The sequence below is a fragment of the Pulveribacter suum genome, assembly GCF_003013695.1.
GTDB classification, from domain to species: domain Bacteria; phylum Pseudomonadota; class Gammaproteobacteria; order Burkholderiales; family Burkholderiaceae_C; genus Melaminivora; species Melaminivora suum.
Map to the genome: position 1 here is coordinate 2519094 of NZ_CP027792.1, position 12245 is coordinate 2531338.

Consider the following 12245-nt stretch of genomic DNA (forward strand, 5'->3'; position numbering starts at 1 on the left):
GGCGGCCTCAGTAGCCCTGCTTGGCGCCCGAGCGGCGCTGGGCAAACAGGCCCGCCGCGCGCGCGCCCTGGCTGGCAAAACGCTGTCGCCGGGCCACCTTGGGGTCCACGGTCAAGGTACGGCAGCCTTCCACCCGGTCGCCATCACGCAGCGCATCGCCCGGCTGCGCGCTGCAGCCCCAGATGCCGAAAGCCAGAAGGGCCAGGTCTGGCGGCCGCAGCCCGGCGGCTGCCAGAGCCTGGGCAACGGTGGCGCCCGGTGGCAGCTGCAGCGCCCACTCCTGCGTCTGGCCCGGCTGCAGCGACACGCACACCACCACCCGCAGCGGCGCCAGCGCTGGCGCTTCAGCCATAGACCTGCTCGGCCCGCTTGATGAAAGCATCCACCAGTGTGGCGGCGATGCGGTCGAACACCGGCCCGACCAGGGCTGCCAGCGTGCGGCTGTCAAAGCCGTAGCGCAGCGTCAGCTCGACCTTGCAGGCGCGCTGCGTGCCGTCGCCCACGGGATGGAACTGCCAGTCGCCGTCCAGTTGCGAGAATGGCCCCTCGACCAGTTCCATCTTCACCCGGCGGCCGGCCTCGTGCGTGTTGCGGGTGACGAAGGATTTCCGGATGCCGCTGAAGGCGATGCCGACCTCGGCGGTCATGCCGCTTTCATCTTCGGACAGCACGCGGGCGTGGTCGCACCAGGGCAAGAACTGCGGGTAGCGCGCCACGTCGGTGACCAGGGCATACATTTCTTCGGGGCTGTACCAGATCAGGACGGACTTGTTGACAGTTTTCATGAGAAGGCAGTGTGCTGGGACACGCCCCCTAAAATCGACGGCGCGAGACGACAAGCATTGTAGGGAAGGCGTTTGAATCTTCCGGTCCGCGCCTCATCTACGACATCCATGGCCAAAAAACCTGATCCATCGCCCCGCATCGCCGAAAACAAGAAGGCGGCCTATAGCTATTTCTTCGAAGAACGCCACGAAGCCGGCATGGTGCTGCAAGGCTGGGAGGTCAAGGCGCTGCGCGAAGGCAAGGCGCAGCTGACCGACGGCTACGTCGTCGTCAAGGAAGGCGAGCTGTACCTGATCGGCTGCCAGATCAACCCGCTCAGGACCGCATCGACCCACGTCAGCCCCGACGCGGCGCGCACCAAGAAGCTGCTGATGCACAAGGACGAGATCCGGCGCCTGATCGGCAAGGTGGAACAAAAGGGCTACACCCTGGTGCCGCTCAAGCTGTACTGGAAGGATGGCCGGGCCAAGTGCGAGATCGCCCTGGCCAAGGGCAAGGCCGAGCACGACAAGCGCGACACCATCAAGGAGCGCGAGGGCAAGCGCGAGGTGGAGCGCGTCATGAAGAGCCGCCACCGCTGAGCGCAGCAGACGGCCTGTTTCCTGACAGCGCCTGTCCGGCAGCCGTTTCTACACTGAGGCGTTTCAACCCAGGAGCGTCAGATGAAAACCTTCTTCGCCACGGCCGCCCTTGTGGGCGCCGCATTGCTGACCGGCTGCGCCAGCGGCCCGTTCTCGCACGAACGCAAGGCCGACAGCGCCGCGGCGCACGACATGCCCACGCGCGCGGCCGACGGGCGCCTGGTCGGCCCCAACGGCAACACCCTGTACACCTATGCCAAGGACAGCCAGGGCATGTCGGCCTGCAGCGACCAGTGCGCCGTGAACTGGCCGCCGCTGGCCGTTGCCCCGGCCGCCAAGCCCATGGGCGACTACACCATCGTCACGCGCGCCGACGGCACGCGCCAGTGGGCCTACAAGGGCCAGCCGCTGTATTACTTTGTGAAGGACAGCCGGGCCGGCGACATGGCCGGTGAAGGCGTGGGCGGCAACTGGCGCACCGTGCGCCCCTGACCTGCCGCCTCTGAGGCAAAAAAAGGCCACGCCGGCTCTGGCGTGGCCTTTTTTGCGTCAGCGCAGTGCTGCCAGGGGGTGGGCGTGCGCCGGCCAGGGGCTCTGGAAGAACGCCCGCACCAGTTCGGCCGGCACGTCTTCGACGCGCCCGGGGTTCCACTGGGGAGCATGGTCCTTGTCCACGGCCAGGGCGCGGATGCCCTCCACCGTCTCGCTCTGGCCCGGGCGCAGGTAAAAGCAGTGGCGCACCATGTCGCGCTCCATGCGCAGGTCGTCAGCCAGGCTCATGTCACGGGCGCGGCGGATCTGCTCCAGCACCACGTGCAGCATCAGCGGCGAGCGCTTGCGCAGCATCTGCGCCGTGGCGCGCTCCCATTCGCCATCGGCCGCCTCCAGCGCCTGCACGATGGCGGTGGCATCAGGCAGTGCGAAATATTGGTCAATTTCGGCTCTGGCGCTTACCTGGCCTGCGCCAGCAGCTACAAATTTGGAAGCAACAAAGTCCTGCACTGCCTGGCCATTGCCAAACTGCTGGGTGCCCAGCGCCTCCCACACGGCCGCCTGCTGGTCCGCAGGCAGCAGGCCGTCGGCCAGATCGAAGGCAATGGCATCGGCCGCGCCGATGGTCTCGCCCGTCAGCGCCAGCCATTCGCCCACGCGCCCCGGGCAGCGCGACAGGAAATAGCCGCCGCCCACATCGGGGAACAGGCCGATGATGGTCTCGGGCATGGCCATCTTGGTGCGCTCGGTGACGATGCGCAGGCTGCCGCCCTCGCTGATGCCCATGCCTCCGCCCATGACGATGCCGTCCATGAAGGCGATGTAGGGCTTGCCGAGGGTGTGGATCAGGTGGTTGAGGGCGTATTCCTCGGTGAAGAAATCCTCCAGTTCGGGGTTGCCCGTGCTGCCTGCGGCGTGCAGAAAGCGGATATCGCCGCCCGCGCAGAAGGCGCCGAAGGCACCCTCGCGCCCATTGCCGCGGATGGCCACGGCCAGCACCCGGTCGTCGTGCTGCCAGGCCAGCAGCGCGGCCATCAGGTCGCGCACCATGCCCAGCGACAGCGCGTTCAGCGCCTTCGGGCGGTTCAAAGTGATGCAGCCGACCTGCCCCCGCACCTCGGCCACGATCTCGCCGCTCTTCATCTCCATCATGTTGGTTGCTCCTTCCATCCAAGCAGTTCGTTGAAAACCAGTGCGGCGATGACCAGCGTGCCACCCATCAGGACGGCCGTTGCCGGACGCTCGCCCGCACCCACCCAGGCCAGCAGGATGCCGAAGATGACCTCCAGCAGGCCCAGCAGGGCAATCTCGGGCGCCTTGAGCACGCGCCCGCAATAGACAACCAGCACGCACGGGATGGCCAGCTGCACCAGGCCCAGCAGCGCCAGCAACGCCAGGTCGCGCCCCGAAGCGGCAAACGGCAGGGCCCAGGGCAGCGTGGCCAGCGCCGACAGCGCCGCGCCGATGAACACCGCCGGCACCAGGTCCACCGCGTGGCCCTGGGCCTGCGCGCGCTGCACCGCCGTCCAGTTGATGGCGGCGGCCACCGGAATGCACAGCGCCACGGCCAGCCCCACGGGCGAGAGGTGGGCGACTTCGGCGCCATACATCCAGACGATGCCGGCGCCGGCCATGGCGATCGCGCCCCAGGTGCGCGGCGCGATGCGGTGGCCAATGAACACCCGCGCCACCAGCGCGGTGAGCAGCGGCCCGGCGGCCATGGTGACCAGCACGTTGGCCACGGGCATGAGGGTGATGCCGACCATGAAGGCGGTGAACATCACGCTCCAGCACACCCCCGACAGCCACAGCGGCGCGCTGGCGCGCAGCACCGGCGCAAAGGCCGTGCGCCCGCGCAGCAGCGGCAGGATGACGAGCAGCGACAGCAGCATGAAGAAGCTGCGCCAGAAGGTGATCTCGAAGCTGCGCGCCTGCTCCAGGTGGCGCGTGACGACGCCGGCGATCGACCACATGAGCGCGGCGGCCGCCATCAGCCACACCGCGCGGCCATGCGTGAGGCCAACGGGCGTGGCAGCAGGAACGCTCAGCGTGACGCCCACGGCATCAGGCGCCGTCGCGGCTGGCGCGCTTGCGCTCGTGTTCCTTCAGGTGGCGCTTGCGCAGGCGGATGCTCTTGGGCGTGATCTCCACCAGCTCGTCGTCCTCGATAAACTCCACGCCGTATTCCAGCGTCAGGTCGATCGGCGGCGTGATCTTGATGGCGTCTTCCTTGCCGGACACGCGGAAGTTGGTCAGCTGCTTGGTGCGCGTGGCGTTCACTACCAGGTCGTTGTCGCGGTTGTGCACGCCGACGATCATGCCCTCGTACACCGGGTCGTTGGCACGCACGAACATGCGGCCGCGGTCATCCAGCTTGCCCAACGCATAGGTGAAGATTTCGCCGTCATCCATGGAGATCAGCACGCCGTTCTTGCGCCCGCCGATGTCGCCGCGGTGCGGCTCGTAGCCGTCGAAGATGTTGCTGATCAGGCCGGAGCCGCGCGTCAGGTTCAGGAATTCGTTGGTAAAACCGATCAGGCCGCGCGCCGGGATGCGGTATTCCAGCCGCACGCGCCCGCGTCCGTCGGGTTCCATGTTCACCAGCTCGCCCTTGCGCTCGCCCAGCGCCTGCATCACGCCGCCCTGGTGGCCTTCCTCGATGTCAGCCGTGACGAGTTCGATCGGCTCGCAGCGCTCGCCATCGATCTCCTTGAAGACCACGCGCGGCTTGCCGACGGCCATCTCATAGCCCTCGCGGCGCATCTCCTCCAGCAGGATGGTCAGGTGCAGCTCGCCACGGCCGGCGAGTTCGAACACGCCGTCTTCGGCAGTTTCCTTGACGCGCAGGGCGACGTTGGAGCGCAGCTCCTTTTGCAGCCGGTCCCAGATCTGGCGGCTGGTGACGAACTTGCCCTCGCGCCCGGCCAGCGGCGAGGTATTGACGCCGAGGTTCATGGTCAAGGTCGGCTCATCGATCTTGAGCATGGGCAGCGGATTGGGCTTTGCCGGATCGGTGATGGTCTCGCCAATGCCGACGTTCTCGATGCCGTTGATGAGCACGATCTCGCCGGGGCCGGCTTCGCTGACCTGCACCCGGTCCAGGCCCTGGAACTGGTGGATCTGGTTGACTCGGCCCTTGTAGCTGTCGCCATCGACACCATGCATGACCAGCACGTCCTGGCCGGCGTGCAGCACGCCCGAGTTGATGCGGCCCACGCCGATACGGCCGACGAAGGTGGAGTAGTCCAGTGCCGAAATCTGCAGCTGCAGCGGCGCAGCCGCGTCGCCGCCGGCTACCGGCACGTGACTCAGGACAGTGTCAAACAGCGCCGACATGTCCGGGCCCCACTGCTCGCCAGGCTGGCCCTGCTCCAGCGCGCTCCAGCCGTTGATGCCGGAGGCATAGACCACGGGGAAGTCCAGCTGCTCGTCGGTCGCGCCCAGCTTGTCGAACAGGTCGAAGGCGGCGTTCACCACCTTGTCGGGGTTGGCGCCGGGCTTGTCCACCTTGTTGACCACGACGATGGGCTTCAGGCCCAGGGCCAGCGCCTTCTTGGTGACGAAGCGCGTCTGCGGCATGGGGCCTTCCTGCGCGTCGATCAGCAGCACCACGCCGTCCACCATGGACAGCGCGCGCTCCACCTCGCCGCCGAAATCCGCGTGGCCGGGCGTGTCCAGGATGTTGATGTGCGTGCCCTTCCAGGAGGCAGCGCAGTTCTTGGCCAGGATGGTGATGCCACGCTCGCGTTCGATGGCGTTGTTGTCCATCACGGTGTCCACGACTTTCTCGTGGGCGGCAAAGGTGCCCGACTGGCGCAGCAGCTGGTCCACCATGGTGGTCTTGCCATGGTCCACGTGGGCGATGATGGCGATGTTGCGGATTTGTTTGCTCATAGCGTTTGCTTGCGGTCTGTGTTGAATGTGCCGCGCTCAAGGGGTGATGTGGTCGGCGCGCGGCGCGCCTTGCAGGATTTGCTGAATCTCCAGCGGGCTGAGCAGCCGGTCAGGTATCAGCTCGCCGCCGCTCACGTGGCCCACGCCCAGCAGCGCATGCGGCTGCTCGGCGTACACCGCCACGGCCGGCGCGTCGGGCCAGGGCCCGCGCCGGCGCAGGCCCGACAGGAAGCGCCCGGCCTCCTGCTCGTCCAGCGTGATGGTGGCGTGGCCGGCCAGCAGCGTCTGCGCCGGCTGCACCTGGGCCAGGCGCTGGTCCTCGTCCATGGCCTGCAGCTGCTCCAGGGTGATGCAGCGCTCCACGCCGAGGCCGCCGGTGTCGATGCGCCGCAGGAACACCAGGTGCGCACCGCATCCCAGGGCCTGGCCGATGTCCTCGCCCAGCGTGCGGATGTAGGTGCCTTTGCTGCAGGTCACTCTTATTTTGATAGCGGCTTGCGCTTCGCCAGTCTGGGTTAGAGCCAGATTCATCTTGAAAATCTCGACGTCGCGTGCGGGCCGCTCCACCTCCAGGCCGGCACGGGCGTACTCATACAGCGCGCGTCCGTCCTTCTTGAGGGCGCTGTGCATGGGTGGCACCTGGCGGATGGGGCCGGTGAACTGCGCCTGCACGGCAGCCAGCCGCTCGTCGGTGAGCTGCGCCGAATCGACCGAGCGCTGCTCGAGCACCTGCCCTTCCGCGTCGCCCGTGCTGGTGGTCGTGCCCAGCAGGGCGATGGCCTCGTAGGTTTTGGGCGCGTGCAGCTGCAAGGCGCTGAACTTGGTGGCAGCGCCAAAACACAACGGCAGCACGCCGGTGGCCAGCGGGTCGAGCGTGCCGGTATGCCCGGCTTTCTCGGCGCGCAGCAACCACTTGGCCTTTTGCAAGGCGTCGTTGGACGACAGCCCCAGGGGCTTGTCCAGCAGCAGCACTCCGTGCACCGGGCGCCGCTGCACCCGGATGCGGGGAGCGCGCGCGGTCATCGTTCGTCGTCGTCCTTGGAGCGCGAGGCCACGGCGCGCGCGATCAGCGCGTTCATGTCAGCCGCGCGCTCGGGCGTGCGGTCATACATGAAATGCAGCGTGGGCACGGTGTGGATGTGCAGCCGCTTGAACAGGCCGTTGCGCAGAAAGCCCGCGGCTTGGTTCAGGGCTTCCTGAGTGCCGTCGACATCGCCCACGAGCACGCTGAAGAACACTTTGGCGTGCGCGTAGTCGGGCGTGACTTCCACCGCTTGTACGGTGACCATGCCGATGCGCGGGTCCTTCAACTCGCGGATCAGCTCGGTCAGGTCGCGCTGGATCTGGTCCGCGACCTTGAAGCTGCGGTTGGGCGTGGAGGACTTCTTCGCTGCCATGGCTTACAGGGTCCGCGCGATTTCCTTGATGTCGAAGAACTCCAGCTGATCACCCTCGCGGATGTCGTTGTAGTTCTTGAGCTTGATACCGCACTCGAAGCCTTCGCGCACTTCCTTGACGTCGTCCTTGATGCGACGCAGCGACTCCACCTCGCCGGTGTAGATGACCACGTTGTCGCGCAGCAGGCGAAAGCGTGCATTGCGGTGCACGAAGCCCTGCGTGATGTAGGAGCCGGCCACGGTGCCGATCTTGGAGGCCACGAACACCGTGCGGATCTCGGCCATGCCGATGATTTCCTCGCGCTGCTCGGGTGCCAGCATGCCGGACATGGCCACCTTCAGCTCTTCCACGGCGTCGTAGATGACACCGTAGTAGCGCAGGTCCACACCATGCGTCTCGGCCAGCTTGCGGGCACCGGCGTCGGCGCGCACGTTGAAGCCGATGACGATGGCCTTGGAGGCCAGGGCCAGGTTCACGTCGGATTCGCTGATAGCGCCCACGCCGGTGTACACCAGCTGCACCTTGACCTCGTCGGTGGAGAGCTTGAGCAGCGACTGGCCCAGCGCTTCCTGAGAGCCTTGCACGTCCGCCTTGATGATGATGGGCAGGTGCTGCACCTCGCCCGCCTGCATGTCGGCGAACATGTTTTCCAGCTTGGCCGCCTGCTGGCGGGCCAGCTTGGTGTTGCGGAACTTGCCAGCGCGGTAGGTGGCGATTTCACGGGCGCGGCGCTCATCGGCCAGCACCATGAAGTCATCGCCGGCCTGGGGCACTTCGGTCAGGCCCTGGATTTCCACCGGAATGGACGGGCCGGCTTCCTTGCTGGTGCGGCCGTTCTCGTCGCTCATGGCGCGCACGCGGCCGTAGGTCTGGCCCGCCAGCACGATGTCGCCGACCTTGAGCGTGCCCGACTGCACCAGCACCGTGGCCACAGGGCCTCGGCCCTTGTCCAGCTGTGCTTCGATGACCAGGCCCTTGGCCTGCGCCTGCACCGGCGCCTTCAGCTCCAGCACCTCGGCCTGCAGCAGCACCTGCTCCAGCAGCTCGTCGATGCCCATGCCGGTCTTGGACGACACGGCCACGAAGGGCGAGTCACCGCCGTATTCCTCGGGCACCACCTGCTCGGCCACCAGTTCCTGCTTGACGCGCTCGGGGTTGGCCTCGTGCTTGTCGGACTTGGTGATGGCGACCACGATGGGAACGCCCGCCGCCCTGGCGTGCTTGACGGCCTCGCGGGTCTGCGGCATCACGCCGTCGTCGGCCGCGCAGACCAAAATGACGATGTCGGTGGCCTGGGCACCGCGGGCACGCATGGCGGTGAACGCCTCGTGACCTGGGGTATCCAGGAAGGTGACGATGCCGCGCGGCGTCTCGACGTGGTAGGCGCCGATGTGCTGCGTGATGCCGCCAGCCTCGCCCACAGCGACCTTGGAGCGGCGGATGTAGTCCAGCAGCGAGGTCTTGCCATGGTCCACGTGGCCCATGACGGTGACCACCGGCGCACGCGGCAGGGCCTCGGCCTGCTGGCTGGCGGTGTCCTCCGCGATGAAGGCTTCCGGGTCGTCCAGCGCCGCCACTTTGGCGGTGTGGCCCATTTCCTCGACCACGATCATGGCGGTGTCCTGGTCCAGGGGCTGATTGATGGTGACCATCTGGCCCATCTTCATCAGCACCTTGATCAGCTCGGACGCCTTGACCGCCATCTTGTGCGCCAGCTCGGCCACCGTGATGGTCTCGGGCACATGCACTTCCAGCGCGCGGAATTCGGCCGGTGCGGCCGCCTGCTGGCGCTGGTCGTCCCGGTCGCCACGGCGCCCCCGCGGACCGCCGCGCCAGTTGCCGCGGCCCACGCCGCCGCTGCTGTCGCCGCGGGTCTTGATTTCCTTTTTCTTGGCCGCGTCGCCGGCCCAGCTGGAGGACAGCTTGGCGGACTTCACTTCCTTGCCACCCGCTGGCGCGGCGCCGGTGCGCGCACCGGCAGCGCCGGCTGCCGGCTTGTGCAGCGTGCCCTTCTTGGCGTCGGCAGCCCCGGCCGCAGTCTTGGCGGCAGCAGGCTTGGCTTCCTCGGGCTTCTTGGCCACCAGCACCTTGCGCGGCGCGGCCATCATCGCGCGGATGGCCTCGGCCTCGGCCAGGGCCTTGCGGCGACGGTCTTCCAGGTCAGCGGCGCGGGAGGCTTCCTCAGCCGCACGTGCCTGCGACTCGGCTTCCGCCTTGGCGCGGGCCTCGGCCTGGGCGCTCGCGCGGGCCCCGGCCTCGGCCTCGGCCTCGCGTCGAGCCTCCTCGCGCTCGGCGGATTCCTGGGCCTTCTTGCCGGCCTGCTGGGCCGCATAGGCGGCAGCACGCTCCTCGGCTTCGCGCTCGCGCTGTTCGCGTTGCTCACGCTCGGCACGCTCGACCGCCAGGTCGGCCTCCTGGCGGGTGATCAGCTCGGCCTGGCGACGCACTTCTTCGGCGCGGCGTACCAGCTCCTCCTGCTCTTCGCTGGACGGCGCAGGGGCCGGAGCCGGCGCGGCATGGGCCTCGGCCGGATCGTCGCGGCGGATGAAGGTGCGCTTCTTGCGCACTTCCACCTGGATGGTGCGCGCACGGCCCGAGGCGTCCGCCTGCTTGATCTCGCTGGTGGACTTCTTGGTCAGCGTGATCTTGTTGCGGTCGGCGGCAGACGTGCCGTGGCTGGCCTGCAAGTGGGCCAGCAGGGCCTGCTTGTCTCCTTCGGTCAGCGCATCGGTGGCGGACGACTTGGTCACGCCGGCCGATTCAAGCTGGGCCAGCAGGATTTCAGGCGACTTCTTGAGTTCGGCTGCGAACTCGGCGACGGTGTTACTCGACATATACGTTTCGATCTCCCCTGACCTTTATTCCTGCCCCGCGGCAAACCAGTGTTCACGCGCCTTCATGATCAGCGCCTTGGCCTCTTCTTCGGACTGTCCGGTCAGCTCGGTCAGCTCGTCGATGGCCAGATCGGCCAGATCGTCGCGCGTGTTCACGCCACCGGAGGCCAGCTTTTCGATCAGCTCGGGCGTCAGCCCTTCCAGTTGGCGCAGATCCTGCGAGACGCTGCCCACACTTTCCTCGCGGGCGATTTCCATGGTCAGCAGCGCACCCTTGGCGCGTGCACGCAGCTCGCCCACCGTGTCTTCGTCGAAACCCTCGATCTCCAGCATTTCAGACAGCGGCACGTAAGCCACCTCTTCCAGGCTTTCGAAGCCCTCGGCGATCAGGATCTCGGCGACTTCCTCGTCCACGTCCAGGCGTTCCATGAACAGCTGGCGCAGCACGCCGCTCTCCTCGGCCTGCTTCTGCGCGGACTCGGCGGCGTCCATGATGTTGATTTTCCAACCCGTCAGGTCGGATGCCAGGCGCACGTTCTGGCCGCCCCGGCCGATGGCAATGGCCAGATTTTCCTCGTCCACCACCACGTCCATGGCGTGCTTTTCCTCATCGACCACGATGGAGGAGACGTTGGCAGGCGCCAGCGCGCCGATGACGAACTGCGCCGGGTCGTCGGACCACAGCACGATGTCCACGCGCTCGCCGGCCAGCTCGTTCGTGACCGCGTTCACGCGGGTGCCGCGCACGCCCACGCAGGTGCCGATGGGGTCCACGCGCCTGTCGTGCGAGAGCACGGCGATCTTGGCGCGGCTGCCGGCGTCGCGCGCGCAGCTCTTGATCTCCAGCAGGCCCTGCTCGATCTCGGGCACCTCGTTGCGAAACAGCTCCATCATGAATTCGGGCGCCGAGCGCGAGAGGATGATGGGTGCGCCGCGCAGTGTCAGGTCCACGTCCATGATCATGGCGCGCACGCGGTCGCCGTTGCGCAGGTTTTCCTTGGGGATCATCTCGCCGCGGCGCAGGCGGCCTTCCACGCGGCCGCTCTCGACGATGATGTCGCCCTTGTCCATGCGCTTGACGGTACCCGTGAAGATCTTCTCGCCGCGGCTCATGAAGTCCGAGAGCAGCATCTCGCGCTCGGCGTCGCGGATCTTTTGCAGGATGACCTGCTTGGCCGCCATGGCACCGATACGCCCGATGGGTACGGAGTCCACGGGCTCTTCGATGTACTCGCCCACTTCGATGTCCGGCACGCGGTCCTGGGCATCCATGAGCATCTCTTCGGCTTCGGCGTTCTGCAGGCCGGCGTCGTCGGGCACCACCAGCCAGCGGCGGAAGGTCTCGTACTCGCCGCTGTCGCGGTCGATGGACACACGGATGTCCACCTCGCCCTCGTACAGCTTCTTCGTAGCCTGTGCCAGCGCGGATTCCACCGCACCCAAGACCACGTCACGCTCCACGTTCTTCTCGCGCGAAATGGCATCCACCAACATCAACAATTCGCGGTTCATGCAACGACTCTCCTGTTTTTCGTTCCCTGCGGGCTGTTCCCTCTCGACTGTGCGTCGCGGGCGCCCGGCTTAAATCTTTGTTCGTTCGTGTCAGTCCGCGGCAGGGGTACCGCCCTTGGCGTCCCGCCCCTTGAAGTTCACGAGGGGGGCCAGGCGCGCCTCGCGCAGCTCGTCCAGGGTGAAGCCCAGCACCTGCACCGGTGCCGGCGGACGCTTCTTGCTCACGCGCTGGCCGGGCTTCGCGGGGGGCTCGTCGCTCCAGACGATCTGCCAGCCACCGCCCTCGGCGCGCTCCAGCGCGCCGCGAAATTTCTTGCGGTTGGCAGCCACCGCGCCGCCCGCCGCAGCGCCGATGGGCTGCTTGAGCGTGAGATCCACCACTTCGCCCTCGAAACGGATGAAGTCCTGCTCGTGGCGCAGCGGGCGATCGATGCCGGGCGACGACACTTCCAGTCGCGCATAGTCCACGCCATCGACTTCCAGAGCGAACTGCAGCTGGCGCGTGACTTTTTCGCAGTCTTCGACGGTGATGAACTGCTCGACCGCCGGGACCGTGTCGGCCGCGGGTGCCGCCCAGGGCATGTCGATGGTGATGCGCAGCAAGCCTCCGGCGGAGCGTTCGATCTCCACCAGGTCATACCCCAGGCCGGTCACGGTCTGTTCAACGATTTGCTGCAATGCCACGTGTCTGCGCTCTACCCTGTGTGATTCCAGTTCGGTGGCCAGACCGGCAAAAACAGCCGCGGCC

The 12245-nt window shown here is 67.1% G+C and carries 12 protein-coding genes; 2 read left to right on the top strand and 10 right to left on the bottom strand.

Features of this window, described 5'->3' with window-relative positions; genetic code table 11:
* Positions 1 to 7: 7 nt before the first annotated feature.
* Entirely contained in the window at positions 8 to 352 is a 345-nt protein-coding gene (locus tag C7H73_RS11600; RefSeq protein ID WP_106846786.1) for an RnfH family protein, read from the bottom strand.
* Positions 345 to 785 carry a type II toxin-antitoxin system RatA family toxin gene (locus C7H73_RS11605; RefSeq protein ID WP_106846787.1) on the bottom strand — a complete coding sequence of 147 codons (441 nt, stop codon included), beginning with the start codon at positions 783 to 785 and terminating at the stop codon, positions 345 to 347. Before C7H73_RS11605 ends, C7H73_RS11600 begins: the two co-directional genes overlap by 8 nt.
* A 108-nt stretch (positions 786 to 893) precedes the next feature.
* Here C7H73_RS11605 and smpB point away from each other — a divergent pair, with 108 nt between their 5' ends.
* Both smpB and C7H73_RS11615 read left to right on the top strand, forming a co-directional pair.
* Positions 894 to 1367, top strand: coding sequence for an SsrA-binding protein SmpB (smpB, locus tag C7H73_RS11610; RefSeq protein WP_106846788.1), 474 nt, complete (start codon positions 894 to 896; stop codon positions 1365 to 1367).
* Positions 1368 to 1448: 81 nt separating this feature from the next.
* Positions 1449 to 1859, top strand: a complete 411-nt coding sequence (locus tag C7H73_RS11615) for a COG4315 family predicted lipoprotein (RefSeq protein WP_106846789.1) — start codon at positions 1449 to 1451, stop codon at positions 1857 to 1859.
* 57 nt (positions 1860 to 1916) lie between these two features.
* Here the strand turns inward: C7H73_RS11615 and C7H73_RS11620 are convergent, their stop codons facing one another.
* The 8 genes from C7H73_RS11620 to rimP form a co-directional block, all read right to left on the bottom strand.
* Positions 1917 to 3008, bottom strand: a complete 1092-nt coding sequence (locus tag C7H73_RS11620; RefSeq protein WP_405124792.1) for an enoyl-CoA hydratase/isomerase family protein — start codon at positions 3006 to 3008, stop codon at positions 1917 to 1919.
* Positions 3008 to 3850 carry a DMT family transporter gene (locus C7H73_RS11625; protein WP_106847652.1) on the bottom strand — a complete coding sequence of 281 codons (843 nt, stop codon included), beginning with the start codon at positions 3848 to 3850 and terminating at the stop codon, positions 3008 to 3010. Before C7H73_RS11625 ends, C7H73_RS11620 begins: the two co-directional genes overlap by 1 nt.
* 73 nt (positions 3851 to 3923) lie before the next feature.
* Positions 3924 to 5753 carry a translational GTPase TypA gene (typA, locus tag C7H73_RS11630; protein ID WP_106846791.1) on the bottom strand — a complete coding sequence of 610 codons (1830 nt, stop codon included), beginning with the start codon at positions 5751 to 5753 and terminating at the stop codon, positions 3924 to 3926.
* A 36-nt stretch (positions 5754 to 5789) separates the two neighbouring features.
* Positions 5790 to 6776, bottom strand: coding sequence for a tRNA pseudouridine(55) synthase TruB (gene truB, locus C7H73_RS11635; RefSeq protein ID WP_106846792.1), 987 nt, complete (start codon positions 6774 to 6776; stop codon positions 5790 to 5792).
* Positions 6773 to 7150 (bottom strand): 30S ribosome-binding factor RbfA, encoded by a 378-nt coding sequence (rbfA, locus tag C7H73_RS11640; protein WP_106846793.1) that lies wholly within the window; start codon positions 7148 to 7150, stop codon positions 6773 to 6775. The genes truB and rbfA overlap by 4 nt, the downstream gene beginning before the upstream one ends.
* 3 nt (positions 7151 to 7153) lie before the next feature.
* Positions 7154 to 9985, bottom strand: a complete 2832-nt coding sequence (gene infB / locus C7H73_RS11645; RefSeq protein ID WP_106846794.1) for a translation initiation factor IF-2 — start codon at positions 9983 to 9985, stop codon at positions 7154 to 7156.
* A 24-nt stretch (positions 9986 to 10009) separates the two neighbouring features.
* Complete coding sequence (nusA, locus tag C7H73_RS11650; protein ID WP_106846795.1) at positions 10010 to 11497, bottom strand: transcription termination factor NusA; 1488 nt, start codon at positions 11495 to 11497, stop codon at positions 10010 to 10012.
* Positions 11498 to 11587: 90 nt separating this feature from the next.
* Positions 11588 to 12181, bottom strand: a complete 594-nt coding sequence (gene rimP, locus C7H73_RS11655) for a ribosome maturation factor RimP (protein ID WP_106846796.1) — start codon at positions 12179 to 12181, stop codon at positions 11588 to 11590.
* Positions 12182 to 12245: the final 64 nt, after the last annotated feature.